General features: G+C 68.7%; 20 protein-coding genes. 13 read left to right on the top strand and 7 right to left on the bottom strand.

Features of this window, described 5'->3' with window-relative positions; genetic code table 11:
• Positions 1-104: 104 nt before the first annotated feature.
• Positions 105-1,616: a protein kinase domain-containing protein gene (locus ABD332_RS41855; RefSeq protein WP_344509350.1), complete on the top strand. Its 1,512-nt coding sequence runs from the start codon at positions 105-107 to the stop codon at positions 1,614-1,616.
• A 19-nt stretch (positions 1,617-1,635) separates the two neighbouring features.
• On the opposite strand, the gene ABD332_RS41850 is transcribed toward ABD332_RS41855, so the two are convergent.
• Positions 1,636-2,280, bottom strand: coding sequence for a CBS domain-containing protein (locus tag ABD332_RS41850; protein WP_344509348.1), 645 nt, complete (start codon positions 2,278-2,280; stop codon positions 1,636-1,638).
• Between the two features lie 325 nt (positions 2,281-2,605).
• Here ABD332_RS41850 and ABD332_RS41845 point away from each other — a divergent pair, with 325 nt between their 5' ends.
• From ABD332_RS41845 to ABD332_RS41815, 7 genes are all read left to right on the top strand, one after another.
• Positions 2,606-2,935, top strand: coding sequence for a nucleotide pyrophosphohydrolase (locus tag ABD332_RS41845; RefSeq protein WP_344509346.1), 330 nt, complete (start codon positions 2,606-2,608; stop codon positions 2,933-2,935).
• Positions 2,932-3,900, top strand: a complete 969-nt coding sequence (locus ABD332_RS41840) for a hypothetical protein (protein ID WP_344509345.1) — start codon at positions 2,932-2,934, stop codon at positions 3,898-3,900. The genes ABD332_RS41845 and ABD332_RS41840 overlap by 4 nt, the downstream gene beginning before the upstream one ends.
• Before the next feature lie 335 nt (positions 3,901-4,235).
• The gene (locus ABD332_RS41835) at positions 4,236-4,505 is read left to right on the top strand and encodes a hypothetical protein (protein WP_344509344.1); all 270 of its coding nucleotides are present in this window, start codon (positions 4,236-4,238) and stop codon (positions 4,503-4,505) included.
• A gap of 179 nt (positions 4,506-4,684) precedes the next feature.
• Positions 4,685-4,969, top strand: coding sequence for a type II toxin-antitoxin system TacA family antitoxin (locus ABD332_RS41830; protein WP_344509343.1), 285 nt, complete (start codon positions 4,685-4,687; stop codon positions 4,967-4,969).
• Entirely contained in the window at positions 4,966-5,997 is a 1,032-nt protein-coding gene (locus ABD332_RS41825; RefSeq protein WP_344509341.1) for a GNAT family N-acetyltransferase, read from the top strand. Before ABD332_RS41830 ends, ABD332_RS41825 begins: the two co-directional genes overlap by 4 nt.
• Before the next feature lie 223 nt (positions 5,998-6,220).
• On the top strand, positions 6,221-6,406 hold the full coding sequence (locus tag ABD332_RS41820; protein ID WP_344509339.1) for a hypothetical protein: 186 nt from the start codon (positions 6,221-6,223) through the stop codon (positions 6,404-6,406).
• A gap of 90 nt (positions 6,407-6,496) precedes the next feature.
• Positions 6,497-6,853: a hypothetical protein gene (locus tag ABD332_RS41815; protein ID WP_344509337.1), complete on the top strand. Its 357-nt coding sequence runs from the start codon at positions 6,497-6,499 to the stop codon at positions 6,851-6,853.
• Positions 6,854-6,903: 50 nt separating this feature from the next.
• Here the strand turns inward: ABD332_RS41815 and ABD332_RS41810 are convergent, their stop codons facing one another.
• The gene (locus ABD332_RS41810; protein WP_344509335.1) at positions 6,904-7,317 is read right to left on the bottom strand and encodes a hypothetical protein; all 414 of its coding nucleotides are present in this window, start codon (positions 7,315-7,317) and stop codon (positions 6,904-6,906) included.
• 138 nt (positions 7,318-7,455) lie between these two features.
• Between ABD332_RS41810 and ABD332_RS41805 the strand changes: the two genes are divergently transcribed.
• Complete coding sequence (locus tag ABD332_RS41805) at positions 7,456-7,728, top strand: hypothetical protein (protein WP_344509333.1); 273 nt, start codon at positions 7,456-7,458, stop codon at positions 7,726-7,728.
• Positions 7,729-7,804: 76 nt separating this feature from the next.
• Complete coding sequence (locus tag ABD332_RS41800) at positions 7,805-8,104, top strand: hypothetical protein (protein ID WP_344509331.1); 300 nt, start codon at positions 7,805-7,807, stop codon at positions 8,102-8,104.
• Positions 8,105-8,363: 259 nt separating this feature from the next.
• On the opposite strand, the gene ABD332_RS41795 is transcribed toward ABD332_RS41800, so the two are convergent.
• Both ABD332_RS41795 and ABD332_RS41790 read right to left on the bottom strand, forming a co-directional pair.
• Entirely contained in the window at positions 8,364-8,726 is a 363-nt protein-coding gene (locus tag ABD332_RS41795) for a hypothetical protein (RefSeq protein WP_344509329.1), read from the bottom strand.
• Positions 8,727-8,759: 33 nt separating this feature from the next.
• Positions 8,760-9,164, bottom strand: a complete 405-nt coding sequence (locus ABD332_RS41790) for a hypothetical protein (protein ID WP_344509327.1) — start codon at positions 9,162-9,164, stop codon at positions 8,760-8,762.
• A gap of 63 nt (positions 9,165-9,227) precedes the next feature.
• Here ABD332_RS41790 and ABD332_RS41785 point away from each other — a divergent pair, with 63 nt between their 5' ends.
• Positions 9,228-9,536, top strand: coding sequence for a hypothetical protein (locus ABD332_RS41785; protein WP_344509325.1), 309 nt, complete (start codon positions 9,228-9,230; stop codon positions 9,534-9,536).
• 411 nt (positions 9,537-9,947) lie between these two features.
• A complete protein-coding gene (locus ABD332_RS41780) occupies positions 9,948-10,160 on the top strand; it encodes a helix-turn-helix domain-containing protein (protein WP_344509323.1) in 213 nt (70 codons plus the stop codon).
• A gap of 434 nt (positions 10,161-10,594) precedes the next feature.
• Here ABD332_RS41780 and ABD332_RS41775 read toward each other — a convergent pair whose 3' ends face one another.
• Positions 10,595-10,792, bottom strand: coding sequence for a hypothetical protein (locus ABD332_RS41775; protein WP_344509321.1), 198 nt, complete (start codon positions 10,790-10,792; stop codon positions 10,595-10,597).
• A 684-nt stretch (positions 10,793-11,476) separates the two neighbouring features.
• On the opposite strand from ABD332_RS41775, the gene ABD332_RS41770 reads away from it, so the two are divergent.
• Positions 11,477-11,638 carry a hypothetical protein gene (locus tag ABD332_RS41770; protein WP_344509319.1) on the top strand — a complete coding sequence of 54 codons (162 nt, stop codon included), beginning with the start codon at positions 11,477-11,479 and terminating at the stop codon, positions 11,636-11,638.
• Between the two features lie 117 nt (positions 11,639-11,755).
• On the opposite strand, the gene ABD332_RS41765 is transcribed toward ABD332_RS41770, so the two are convergent.
• Both ABD332_RS41765 and ABD332_RS41760 read right to left on the bottom strand, forming a co-directional pair.
• Entirely contained in the window at positions 11,756-12,247 is a 492-nt protein-coding gene (locus tag ABD332_RS41765) for an NUDIX domain-containing protein (RefSeq protein WP_344509317.1), read from the bottom strand.
• Positions 12,247-13,617, bottom strand: coding sequence for an NsdA family TPR-like regulatory protein (locus tag ABD332_RS41760; RefSeq protein WP_344509315.1), 1,371 nt, complete (start codon positions 13,615-13,617; stop codon positions 12,247-12,249). Before ABD332_RS41760 ends, ABD332_RS41765 begins: the two co-directional genes overlap by 1 nt.
• Between the last annotated feature and the right edge of the window lie 206 nt (positions 13,618-13,823).

Genomic DNA, 13,823 nt, shown 5'->3' with positions numbered 1-13,823 from the left:
CCGGCTGTCCGGCCAGGGCAGGACGACGTCGGGCGTCCGGCCACCGTGACGTGTTGTGACGCCCCTATGGGGTGATTAGGACGATTGTGTCAAGGTTAACCACCATGGTGGGGCGTCTGTTGAACGGCCGGTACGAGCTGCGATCGGTCATCGGCCGCGGCGGTATGGCCGATGTGTGGCTGGCTTTCGACGGGCGGCTGGATCGACCTGTGGCCGTGAAGATGCTCCATGACCAGGGCGGCGCGGATCCGTCGATACCGGAGCGGTTCGAGCGCGAAGCGCACACCGCTGCGCGGCTGTCGCATCCGAGCATCGTCGCCGTGTACGACGTCGGGGTGGACGGCGTTACGCCGTACCTCGTGATGGAGCTGGTCCAGGGGCACAGCCTCGCCGACGAGTTGGCCAGGGGTCCGCTGGATCCGCGGCGTGCGGTGCGCATCGCCGAGCAGGTGTGCGACGCCTTGACGGCTGCGCACGACGCCGGAGTGGTACACCGGGACGTGAAGCCGGCCAACATCCTCATCGGCGACGAGGGCCGGGTGAAGGTCTGCGACTTCGGGATCGCCCGCATCACCGACCGGGCACAGGCAGCGCTGACCGCGCCCGCCACCGTGGTCGGCACCAGCTCGTACATGGCACCGGAGCAGGTCCTCGGCGAGCCCGTCGACGCACGGACCGACCTGTACGCGCTGGGCTGTGTGCTGTACGCGATGCTCACCGGCCGTCCGCCGTTCACCGAAGGCTCGCCGGTGCAGATCGCCTGGCAGCAGATTCACCAGGAAGCGGTTCCGGTGGCGGTACTGCGGCCCGGCCTGCCGCCGCGGCTCGCCGGGCTGGTCGGCGCATTGCTGGCCAAGCGCGCGACGGACCGACCGGCAAGTGCGGCGCAGGTCCGCGCGGCTTTGTCCGGCGCCGCCGGCGGGACCGGAACGGCTGTGCTCGCACGTACCGCTGGAACGGCCGTGCTCAGGGGCGAGGCGCCGATCCGCGGCCGCGCCCCGGTACGGCCGGCGACGCAGAACCTGCCCGCGCTCGGCGAGCCACCCGAGCCGACTGCCCGGCGACGGGGCCGTTCGACCGGGATCGCGATGACGGCGCTCGGTGCGGCGGCCGTCGCCGTGTTCGCGCTCGGTGTCCTCCCGGACCGATCCGGCCACCCGGCCGCGGCGCCCACCACCCCTGCGGAGACGACCCGCTCCCTGCCGTCCGCGGACATCTCGAGCGCGGCCCCGAGTGACCCGCCGACCGACACCCCGAGCCCAACGCCGACCGCCACACTGAGCGACACACCGAGCGCCCCGACGAACGACCCGGTCGAGGCGTCGCTGGCTGCGGCTCGCGCCGCCGTGCAGGCCCAGACCGGTGGCGGCGGCCTGGACCGCGATACCGCGCGTGAGCTGAACCGCCGGTTCGACAACCTCGCCGGCCAACTCGCGCGCGGCAACAACGACCTCGCCGCAATGGAGCTGGCCGGTCTGCGCGCCCGGCTCAACGAGCTGCACCGGGACGGCACACTCACCGACACCGGGTACGCGGCGGTCCTCACCCCCGCCGACCAGCTCGGGGCGAACCTGCCTTCCCCCGCGTCGGCCGGGCCGCCCAGCCCGTCGGCCTAGGGTCTGGGAGCGGCCGGCTTCAGGGAACGTCGGACGTCGCGTAGACCTTCCCGACGAACTCGGCCAGCCGGCGTTCGTCAAGGTTGCGAGCTAGGTCGGCCTCGCTGATCATGCCGACCAGCCGATGGTTCTCGATGACCGGCAGCCGCTTGACCTGGCGGTCCTCCATGTGATGCAGCACCTCGTCGACGCCGGCGCCGGCATCCACCCAGACCAGCTCACCACTGGTCAGGTCGCGCACGCTGACCTGGCCGGGATCCTGGCCCTCAGCGATACACCGCACGACGATGTCGCGGTCGGTGATGATGCCGTGCAGCCGGTCGTCCGCGCCGCAGATCGGCAGGGATCCAACGCCGAGCTCGCGCATCTTCCGCGCGGCGGCCGCGACGCTCTCGCCCTCGCCGACGCACTCGGCTCCCGGGTGCATGATGTCTCTCGCCCGCCGCTCGTACTTCGCGCGAAGCGCCTGCTCATGGTCATCCAGAGCGCGGAGCTTCCGTGCCACGGCCTCATGCGTCGCATGGCCGGCGTGTTCGGCGTAGCTGGCCTTACCGAGCTCGTACAGCAGCTTGTCACGCTGCCGCTGGGCTTTCGTCTCGTCTATCCGGGCCCGGCCCGTCGCCAGGCCACGCTTGGCGGACTCCATCATCTTGTCCAAGGACATGATGTCCTCCTCTGGCGTACGTCAACGCAAGAGCCGACAACAGCAGTGCCCAGCCAACGCTACGTCGCCGACCCCACGGCCGGCACCACCCCGTCAGCATCCCGCCCCTTGATCGGCAGCCCACGTGTCAAAGCCTGTTGGAAGTCTCGGTGGCGGCCACAGGTGGTCGTGTCCCGGTAAGTGCGGCGCACCTTCCGCAGGCGAGCGGCGAAGCTCATGGCTCCCGCCTTCTCCGCAATTGACGGCGACGACTCGATTTCGAACCGTCCTGACAGCCTTAAGGCCATAACAACATTGCGGTTGTCACGGTGATCGACTGGCGGCAATGTCGAACGACGAACTGCCTGACGACTGGCCGGGGCAGGTGCAGCGGGAGCTGCGCCGCTTCGCTGAAGCCCGTGATTGGCCGCGGTATCACACCCCGCGCAACCTGATCCTCGCGCTGGTTGGCGAGGTTGGCGAACTCGCCGAGTTGTACCAGTGGGACCCGCCGGAGCCGCCACCCATGGACCGGGTCGCGGAAGAGGTGGCAGATGTCCTCATTTATCTGCTCCGCTTCGCGGATGTCGCAGGCGTCGACGTGGCGGAGTCCGTGGCCGCGAAGATCGCCCGCAATGAGCAGCGCTTCCCGCCGATCGAGGACCGTCCCGCATGAGCCGCAGCGCGTATGTATATGTCGGCGAGCGTGCTGACGGCAACTTCAAGATCGGTATGCGCGGCAACATCTGGGGGTGGAAGACCTTCGACGGCGGCGGGCCGCTGGTCGCCCAAGCCGAGCAGTGGCTTCGCGACCCGGACCGGGACGAACCGACGTGGATCATCTTCGTTCGCGGCATTGAGCCACCGCGGCCGGCGCCGAAGGGTTGGCCGCGCACCCGCGACGAGGACTTCGATGCCTGGACGGGCGCGACCTTCCGCTCGGTGACCCAACGCCTGCTGCGTGACCCGCTATACGAGGACCACGTCAAACCGGTCTGGCCCGACGACCTGTACCCGTACCGCGTCACCCTCGAGCCAGACGAGCCGGACGACACCTTCGGGCCGATCCCGGCGTCCGACCTGTCCGAAGACGCCATCCGGGCGGTCCGTCACTCGGCCCTGCAGAAGGGGTGGCCGGTGCTCGGACCGCCGCTGGCCGACCCGGCGCCGATCGTGCCTGACCAACGACTGGCCACTGGCGCGGTCGTCCGCACCATCGCGCTGGAGCGGAGCATGACCCGCACCTTCGCCCGCCGCCCAAGCGAGTCCCGCCAGGCCACCCGTCGCGAGGCCGACCTGGTAATTCGCTACGAAACCTACCTGGCCGCGCATGGTCGCCGCGCTGCCCGCAAGCTGATCACGCTGCCGGGAGGCTTGGACACCTTCTTCACCGATGTCTTCGAGATCGACGCCGAGGAGCTCGTCGAGGCCAAGTCCACCGCCGGTCGCGAACACATCCGCCACGCGATCGGCCAACTCTACGACTACGCCCGCTACGTCGAGCCCCGCTCCCGGGCGGTGCTCTTACCGACCCGTCCGAAGCAGGATCTTGTCGATCTGCTGACCGGCCTCGACATCGACATCATCTACGAGCACACGCCAGGCGACTTTGTCCGCGAACCAGCCCGTGAGGCGCGCTGACCGGCGGCGGCTGTCCGGCTCAGGGCTTGATCAGGAGAGCCGACGGCGGGACTTGAACCCGCAACCTTCCGATTACAAGTGGAAGCGTCTGCGTGTCAGACTGTGTCGTCCCGTGCCGTGATCTTACGTTTTGGCAGGTCAGAGGCGGTTTCTGGTGCTAGATCATGTCGGCTCGGGTTGTACTCGTCCGGTCCGTCCGGTCCCCGCATGGTCTCCAAGACCGTCCAGTGTGGACATTTCGTCAACATGGTTCAGGCCGTCGCGTCACAGCCCGACACGCCCGCCGTTGAGGGACTTCCCCAGCGCGTCACGGTCACCGATGTGAGGATCCGCCGATGGATACCCCCGACCCCCTCGGCGCTTCCGTTCGCCGGACACGCATCCTCGACACCGCTGCGACCATCCTCGGGATCGGCGGCCTGATCGCCGCCGTCGCCCTTGGAGGCAACGCCAGCGCGAACGAGGACCCGAACCCACTGCCAGCGCTAACCTTCGGCGCGCTTCTCTGGGTCGCCGCCGCGGTGCTTGCCGGCGCCTCCGTGATCGCCAAAGCGATCATCGACACGGCCCCGGCGGGGGGCGTGGACGAGAAGGCGCCTTCGTAGGACGCGACAGGCAGAGTCACCTTCAGGCAGGAACGACGCAGCCCGCCACTTCGCTCCGGAGGTGGCGGGCTGCGTCGTCTGCCCTAGAGCCGCGGTCCGATGTACGGGATCACGGCCAAGCTGTAGCTCCACGCCGTACAAGTGCCGTAACCTCGAATCCTGAGGGAAGGAGGCAAGGCATGGACACCACCGCCGCCGCGCGTAAGACCGAGCGGATCGAGGTACGCGCCACAACCGACGAGGCCGAGCGAATCGAACTCGCCGCCCAAGTCCAACACCTCTCGGTTTCGGCGTTCGTGGTGCAGGCCGCAACGTCGGCAGCTGACCAGGTGATTGCCCGGACGGACATCACCCTCATGCCCGCCGACCAGTTCGACGAGCTGATGGCGTCCCTGGACGAGCCCGACGACATGCCAGGACTCGCACGCGCGTTCGACCGTCGGTGGCGGTCGCAGGGGGCATGACCGACTTCCGCGAACCCGAGCTGCTCGACGATCACCACGACATCAGCCAGTTCGACTGCGGGAAACCCCAGCTGAACGACTGGCTGCAACGCGAGGCCCTCCGGGCGCAACGGTCCGGCACCGCCCGCACCTACGTGTGGGCGGACGAGGGCAGAGTCGTCGCCTATTTCGCCGTGTGCCCCACCAGGATCGGGCGCGACGAGCTGACCTCCGGTCAGGCTGGCGGTGTGTCCGTGGTGCCGGCGTACCTGCTGGCGAAGCTCGCGCTCGACGGCACACTGCAGGGCAAGGGCTACGGCGCCGACCTGCTCGCCGACGCGATGACCACGATCCTTTACGCGGCCGACTCCGCCGGTGGACGCATCGTCGTGGTCGATGCGATCGACGACTCGGCCGCTGCCTTCTACGCGTCAAAGGGCTTCAAGTTGGTCCGAGGCAATCCATGCAGACTGGTAGCGAAGATCGAGAGTGTCCGGAAGGCGGCTGGCGAGGTCGACCCCAGTAAGCGCCCTGGTGGCCTTCCTGTGGTTGGCGCCTGGATTGTGGCTGTCCGGGCGGAGCAGCCCAGCCGCCCTTTGTGGGCGCTGCTCGACGACCCGCTACGCCTGGCGCTGGCGCAGGGCTGGATCATGCACCGGGCGGAGCAAGATTCGGAGGTTGCCCGTCGTGATCGAGTCGACCTTGCGCACGCCTTGACGCCCGTCGACGCGAGCCATCCGCTCTTTGTGCAGATGATCACCGACCTGCACCAGTTTTGGCGGTCGGTGTATGCGGCAGTGCTGCACGAGTCCGGCGTGTGGAATAAGCACAACCTTGTGGCGCCTGGGATGGAGATGGTGTTCCTTACACCGCCGCAGTACATCGGCCTGCTCGAGGCGCCTCAGGCCATCCCGAGCCACTGCTTCATCACCCGCTACGTCGAGTCGGGGAGCTGGCTCATCGCGGCGCTTGCGCGACGTCTGCCGGTGCCCGGCTGGCCGCCGTCGGAACGGGAACTGCCAGGCTGGGAGTCCGAGCCCCTGGCCTGACCGCTGGGGTGGCCTATCGGCTTCCGGCCTTGTGGCGCCTTAGCACCGCGAAGCGCATCCAACGTCGTCGACGATCAGCGGAGCCGCCCTGACCCGCAAACCTGACGCGCCCCGCTGACGCTTGGTCTTGCGCGTGCGGCGCAGATGAAAACGCGGCAGCTCGGACTGGCTCTTACCCGTGATGGAGGTGACAACGCCGCTGTCATCTCCTACCGTCGGACCTATGGACCGAACTCCCGAACCGGCTGGCCCGCCGCAGTGGACGCCCGGCGCCGGCTGGGCCCGGATCAAGCGGGAGATGCCAGACCTCGCCCCCGACCTCACCGACGAGGACCTGCGCAAAGCCGACGAGCTGATCGCCGCCTACGGTGCCGGCCGTGACCGTGGCGAAGGCCGACAGGCCGCCTGACCGGCCCGGTTATCCACAGGGCGCGGGTTATCCACAGCCCGAAATGCGCGCCCGGACTCTTTGTCGGAGCCGTGCGCTAGCGTCGTCGCCGTGCTCGTCTTCGATGCGACCGCCCTCGCCGCCCTCTTCGATGCCTACCCGCCCATCTGGGCACTGTGGCATCGGGCAGACCACGGCCACACCCAACTCGGCCTCCCCGTTGCCGCGATCATCGAAGCGGGGCAGATGGTGGAGGCCTCCGTGTCCGCGTGGGAGTTCATCCTGCAGTCGACCGGGGTCACCGTCCTGCCGCTGATGGAACGCGCCGCCGTCGAGATCTCCGCATGGTCGGGGGTGTCGCTCGCAGCCCGGCAGTCGATGTGGGAGGCGCAGGCGCTGAACTGCCCGCTCGTCACCCGCGACGCCAGCCTGTACACCCCAGGGATCGTGCCGATCATCGTCCTCTGACCCCGGTCCGATGAACTGTGTCCCTGAGCACGCAGGCATCTTGGTACCGGTCAGGCTCGCCGCCGCCACAGGTAGTACCCGATCGTCGTCCCCGCGATCGACACCCGCTGGCCGGACACCGTCAACCTGTCGATCGACTGCTCCCCCGTCGGGCGGAACACCACTGACCCGTTCACCAGTTCCCAGCCTGCGCCGGCGATCCCGTTCAGGATGGCATTCGGGTCGGCGGTCTTCTCGGCAACGAACGCCGACATCGTCGGTACGGTGAGCGCCTGCTGCGAGCCGAGGTCCAAGGCGACCTGGTAGATGAGGTCACCGCGCTCATATGCGGTACGGGCCATACCTTGCGGGGAGGCGAGGAACGCCTGCCGTTCCTCTTCCGCCTTCATCACCGCTATGGCGTGCGCCTTCTCGGCGTCGACTGCGGCCTGCTCTTCGGGGGTGAGTCGGTTGAAGATGCCCATCGGGGGATCCTCAGGGAGCGACGGGCGACACGCTGATCGGGCGGGCGGCCTCAGCACGTTGAAGGATGGCCAGCGCGGCGGGTCAGTCGGCTACCCTGACGTCACCCTATCGACTGCACTCGACCCCGGATGGTGACCGTGACCGCGAAACGGTACGAGTTCAAGCTGAGGCAGAACCAGTACGACACTCGCCTCGACACGTTCACGCGGGTCATCGACTTCGACGACCGGGCGCAGGTGTCGACCGTCGACGGGCTCCTCGTCCGGCTCATGGTTGACGCCGTGAAACGCTCCGGCGGGAAGGTCCGGGACCTACACGAGTACGACCTGCAGGTGCGCGAGTTCGGACAGGGGCATGTCGTGATGACGTTCGTCGCGTCAGCGTCCGAGGTGCCGGAAGAGCTGCGGTAATCAGTCGGCTTGGGTGCGCCCAGCGCCGCCGGATCTCGGTTAGGCTCGCGCCACCCTGAACCGGAAGGACGACCGGATGACGAAGCAGCCCCCGTCTCGTCGCGAGCATGTCGAGCTCGGCGCCGACCTTCTGAACGCCCGCTGGGCGCTCCTCGACGCGTGCAGGCTGACGGACACGCACTACCCGAGGAACTCCGCGCCGGCAAGGGCCGCCCAGGCGGCGTTGGACGCGTTCGAACGCCTGAGGTCCGCGCTCGACAACGAGTCGGCGAGCGAGCTGCCGGGCGACGACTGGTCCCCGATGATCTACTACGGCGACGACCGCGAGGCCCGTGCGGAGTGGCTGGCGGAGAACCCGCTCGACCACCGCGACTGACGCCATAAACACGCACGCCCCGTCTCACGCAGAGACGGGGCGTCGCCGTGCTCAGGGTTCAGTGCTGATGCGTCATCTGTCGTTGAGCAAGCATTAGCGCTCCGAGGGTTTCACCCCGTTGCGCTCGTCTTCATGATCCATTGATCCATGTTGCGAGCACTGTCCGAAGCTCGTCGGCGTTGTCGGCGGCGGCCTGCTCGCCGGGGAACCGCCGCTGCAGCTCGGCGGTGAACTCACAAGCGTTTATCGCCAGCGGCCTTCACTGCCCTGCCCGGCCACCTTGGACTCGCTCCTCACGCAGGGCATCGTCGAACGCCGCCCGGTATGGCTCCAGCGCCTCTGCCGGCAGATAGCGTTCCTGCTGCACCACCTCTCGGGCGGCTTCCTCGCCACGAGCGCGCCAGAACGCGACCGGGTCCGCCTCGCGTTCCGCACGTCGCGCGTCGATGGCCCCGTCGATTTGCGCACCGAGCGCGGCACGACGTTCAGCGCGCTGTGCCGGCGTCCAGCGGTTCGCGAGCTCGTCCAGCTTCGCGCGCATCCGTCGGCGGCCCTCGGCGGTGATCAGGACGCCGCGTTCGTCGACGTAGTCGCCGCGCTGGTTGCTCTGCTGCTCAGCCATGGTCTGAGCGTACTTTCGCCGCAGGTGAGAGGTCTATCGTTCGGTGCGCCCCAGCGGGTTCTCCGCCCGCACGCGGGGCAGCGCCTCGTCGAACGCGGCACGGAACGCCGCCACACCCTCCGCCGGCACCATGCGTTCCGCCAGCACCGCGCTGCGCGCCGCCTCTGCCCCGGCACGGCGCCAGAACAGCGACGGGTCCGCGGCCTCTGCGGCGTTCCGCGCGTCGACCAGCGCCTGTTTCCCTGCGAGGGTTTTCGCAACATCTGGTCGAAGCGCCGCCTTCCGCTCCGGCGTCCAGTACGCGTCCAGCTCCTCCATCCGCCGATGGAACGCCGCCCGGATTTCCGCCCGCTGCTCGTCAGTCGCGGTCTCCTGCGTGAGCCCACGCAGATGCTCGGGCAGCCACGGGCCGGACGGAGGGCGCTCATCGTCGGTCACCTGGTTGAGGCTAGGTCTTCGACGGCTTGATCGGCAGAAACACGGACGAGGACGCCCGGACGTGTGGAGTCGCATCGGGTCTTCGACCGACAGCGTTCGGTGCGCAACCCAAAGCGATACGAAAGCTTTGAAACGGACATGACTCGCAAGCAGGCAGACCTGCCAAGCAATCCGCTCGAGCCGCCAGGCGTAGACGACGGTCAGGTGTCAGACCGTGACGCTCACCTCACGCCAGAACAGCGCATCCTCAAAACGCAGGCCATCGACGCTGCAGCCGTGGCCTTCGTCCGGGCCCAGCGCAACCTGGCCCACCGGCGGGCTGCGGCGGCATTGACGGACGCGGCGAGACCAGAGGGGGCGGCCGGCCGATGAGCCCGCAGACGCAGCCGCTTGACCCCAACAGCGACGCCGGCCGGGCCGCCACCGAAGCGCTGACGGCGTTCCTCGCCATCGTCGAACCGCGGGTCCTCCGCCGCCGCCGGGAACGCGCCGCTGGCGAGGCCTCAACAGGCTCGACGAGATGACCCCGGCGCAGCGGACCATGCGCGCATCGCTCGCCGCCCACACCCGGTGGGCAGTGGAACCCGACCGGGAGAAGGCGCTGCAGCCCGCCCGCGACGGACTCCTCGCCCGCTTCGAACGGCAAGTCGACCCCGACGGTGTCCTCCCTCCGGCAGAGCGGGCACGGCGGGCCGAGTCGGCACGCAAAGCCTTCTACCGGTCCATGCAGCTCAAGTCCAGCCGTGCCCGCGCAGCGAGGCGCGGTGCAAGCGGGACCGCCTGATGGCCGCCGAGATCCTGTACACGGTGTCCGAGCTCGCCGCCCTGTGGCGCTGCTCGAAGAACTTCATCTACGACGAGATCAGCCGCGGCCGGCTCCAGTCCGTCAACCTCGGCGCTGGCCGGGCGAAGACCCGCATCCCGGAGTCGATCGCTGACGAGTACTGGAAGAAGCAGCTCGCGGCCGAACCCGCCAAGCTGCGGATGGTGGGCTGATTGGAGGCTGCTCCCGACGGCACACCGGAGTCTGACAAGGCGCTCCCTCGGCTGTGGACGCTGCAGGAGGTGGCATCCCAGACCGGCCTGAATTATTGGTGGCTGCGACGCGCCTGCGCCAATCGGGAGGTCGAGTACACGAAGGCCGGCAAGGGCTACCGCATGACGGCCACCCAGGTCCGCCTTGCGATCGAAGCGGCGAAGGTGCCAGCGTTGCCGCGCGCCTCGTCGCGCTTCTGGCATCCGCGTCGGACATCCCGGCGATGGACATGTCTGTCCCGGCGGGGATGGCGGACATCGAGGACCAGATCCTTGCCGAGAGATTCCGGCGGCTCACACGAGGACGTGGTAGACGGCGACGTGAGGAGGACGACTCGACCATGTGACCGGTTGGACATGTCGAGCTCCTTGCCTACATGGCGTGGGACGCCGACTCAAGGCGTCGGCTTGTCGAGGTCGGCGGTGTCGGCTCCGTCGTCTGGTACCGGCTTGTCGGCCCTGATTCGGTGCGCAATCTGCCAGGTCTCGACGCGTTGCTCCACGCTCTCGCTGGCGTTGGTGTGGATCTCAGCGATCTGGTGGAGGCGCCTTCGGATCTGAAGGTTGCCGTTCCGGCTCTCGCTGGCGATCACTGAGCGAGTCCACTGCTTCGGTGCCGAATCAACCGTTGAAAGGCATTCGATGAATCCCATAGATTCGAACTCGAATCGACCTGTGGATGCCCGTTCCCGACCGTCGTTGACTGTAGTTGTGGTGTTTCTACGAAACGACTACCGTTCGCTGGACTGTCGACCCTGCGACACGATCTGCGGGAAGCCGCCCGAGTGGCTACTTGACACAACGTATTCCAATTACCGCTGTTACCGCTGGTCACGAAGGTTTGCCAGGGCCGGCCGCCGCCACGGCTAGAGTGATGACCACCACACCTACCTGTCGGTAACTACGTTCGAGGCGGCAGGCAAAAGGCGATCATTGCAGCTCGCGGCTTTATCAGATCTGATCAATTTGGTTGCATTCATGCAACCTGCGTGATGATCACCAAATCGGCATTCGCCACGGCGACGCGCGACTGCTAGCGTGCCAATCGCATCGAGCGCGACGCCGCCCTCGCGCCCGCCAACCCCACGGCGGGCCTGCCACCGGAGACCCCGGACAGCAAGAGCGGCACAGGTTCCCGCCTGCGCCGCTCAGATGCGTCTGTCACAACGCTGTCCGCGTCCCAGTGACGCATCACCAGAAAGACGAACGTGGCCACTGTAACCCCCGAAGGGGATCCAGCCCAGCCGGTCCCACCCAACGAGTCCAACCGTACAACGATGCTCGTCGCCTTCTGGCTGCTCGCATGCCTGGTGGTAGTCGCCGCAACGGTGGTCTCCTACTTCAACCCCAACGCCGCGGCGGCCATCGGCGCCGGCGGGACCGTCCTCGCGCTCGCCGCCGGTGCTGGCGCATGGGTGGTCCGGCGGCAGAAGAGGTAGCCGAGCAGAACACGCAACACCAAGCCCGGGTCCGGCGTCAGCCTGGCCCGGGTCTTTACGTCTCGAACAGCATGTCCTGCCCTGATGCCGGCGGCATCAACGATTACACCACCGTGTCTAGAGACCCTCAGCCGGTTGAGGTGCGGCCAGATAGACCGTGCGGCCTGCAAGGCGGCATAACAAAGCGGCAGGCACCCGGGGCGCCACCGCGACCGGAAGCCGCTCGGCGACCTCCGCCGCCGTGCAGAACGCGAACCCGTCCAGCTCCTCACGTCGGAGCGCGATCCGGCCCGGGTCGTCGAGCAGCCCGCCGTCGAACGTGAAGCTCATCAGCGCCCGGGTCCGCGCGCCAGCTGGCGGCGCCCAGTCGACGACGAGCAGAGCGCCCACCTGGAGGTCTAGCCCAAGTTCCTCCCGGACCTCACGCGCGGCGGCCTCGTGCGGCGCCTCACCCTCGTCGACGTACCCGCCGGGCAGTGTCCAGGTGTCGTTGTAGTTCGGCTTGACCAGCAGCACCCGACCGTCGGGGTCGGTGATGAGCACTGACACCACGGCGTGGAACGCGGCGAGCTGCGCGAACCACTCCTGCGGTGGGAGCCACTCGGGCATCACGCCGCCAGCGGTGTGCGTTCGACCTGGCGCAGGAAGCGCGCGGCAGCCTGGTTCCTGCGGTGGGGGCGCAGCAGCTGCGCGAGCTCGTCGACGCGCTCGACCACCCGCCGGGACCGGACCTCACCGGAGAGCGCCAATGCCTCGACGCCGAGGGCTGCGGCCTGCTCGACGTCCGGCCTCGGCCCGGTCGCGTGGACGGTGGCGGTCAGCGCCGTGTGCAGCGCCCGGGTCCGGTTGCCGCCCTCGTCGACGAGCATCGCGTCCGCCGCGTGCTGCAGGGCACGGTCGGGGCGGCCGAGGTCTCGCCAGCACCGCATCGCCGTCCCTGCGAAGTGCGCCGGCGTGAAGTAGCCGGCCCACGCCGGGCCGTCAGTGGTGGTCTTGCCCATGGCGCGTTCCGCGTTGCGGAGCGCCGTCGAGCAGCTGGCCTCGTCGCGGGAGATCGCGTGCGCGCACGCCTCAGCGGTGTAGAGCCGGGCCATCACTGAGGGGTGGGCGCGCCGGGCACCTTCGACGGCGGCGCGGGCGAGCCGGACGGCCTCGGCGGGCTGGCGCAGGAACACGGCCTGCGTCGCCATGTTCGCGAGGATGTGTGACCCGTACGCGGTGTCATCGCCGGCCCGCGCCATGCGGAGCGCCTGGATGAAGTACCGCTGCGCCACCCCATGGTCGCCGACGTCGTACGACATGAACCCGACCTGCCCGGTCAGTTCGGCGACGGCGGCGTGCAGCGCGCGGCCGACCTTGTCGGTGTAGCCGCCGTGCAGCATCGGGGTCACCTCGCGGTGCAGCCATCCGACCATGAGCGCGCGGGCGTGGCCGCCGCCGTGCCGCCGGTCGAGGTCGAGCAACTGCTGTTGACTGGCGCGCAGGGCCGCGACGTCGCCGAGGCTGACGCGCTGGCCGCCGGTACGGGACACGTCGGGGTCGCGGGGGTCGAACAGCCACCGCCATCCGGCGGTCATGGTTGCGCCCACCACGAGCGGGGCGGCGGTCAGGACGTCACGGCGCAGCAACAGGTACCTCCACAGGTCGGCGACGGTGGTACGGCTGTCCTCGAGGGACGAGTCGTACGCCAGGCCGAGCCGTGTCAGGTCTGCGCCGCCGCGGCGGAACCCGAGGTCTTCGGGGTTGATGGTCCGCTTGAGGCGCCGGGACAGTACCTCCGCGATGACGGCTGGTGCCGGGTCGTCGGGGGTGCGTCCTCGTAGCCACCAGTAGACGGAGGCGCTGTCGTATTGCAGCTCGATCCCGCGGGCCTGCCGGCTGTGTGCGTTGACCTGGCGGGCGAACGCTCCCCGGGTCTGGCTGTATCCGGCGTCGGCGAGTAGGGCGTCGAGCTCGTGGTTTGTGACTGGCTTCGGCATGGCGGGGTCACCCTGATCCGGTGCGCGAGGCGGTGAATGCTGGGGCGTTTCGAGCGTAGGTGTTCGGCGTCTGGCGGGACATGGCTGCGCAAGGTCGCGCAATGGCGGGCATGGATGCGCTGGGGTGCGCAAGGTGCTCCATCTCCCGCCGGTCTCCTTCCGGGTGGAGCGTGGTTGGCACGGGTTCGGCGGCGACTACGGCCGTC

Origin of the sequence: Dactylosporangium maewongense, assembly GCF_039531485.1 — a bacterium.
GTDB classification, from domain to species: Bacteria; Actinomycetota; Actinomycetes; order Mycobacteriales; family Micromonosporaceae; genus Dactylosporangium; species Dactylosporangium maewongense.
This window is presented reverse-complemented; position numbering and strand designations above follow the sequence as displayed.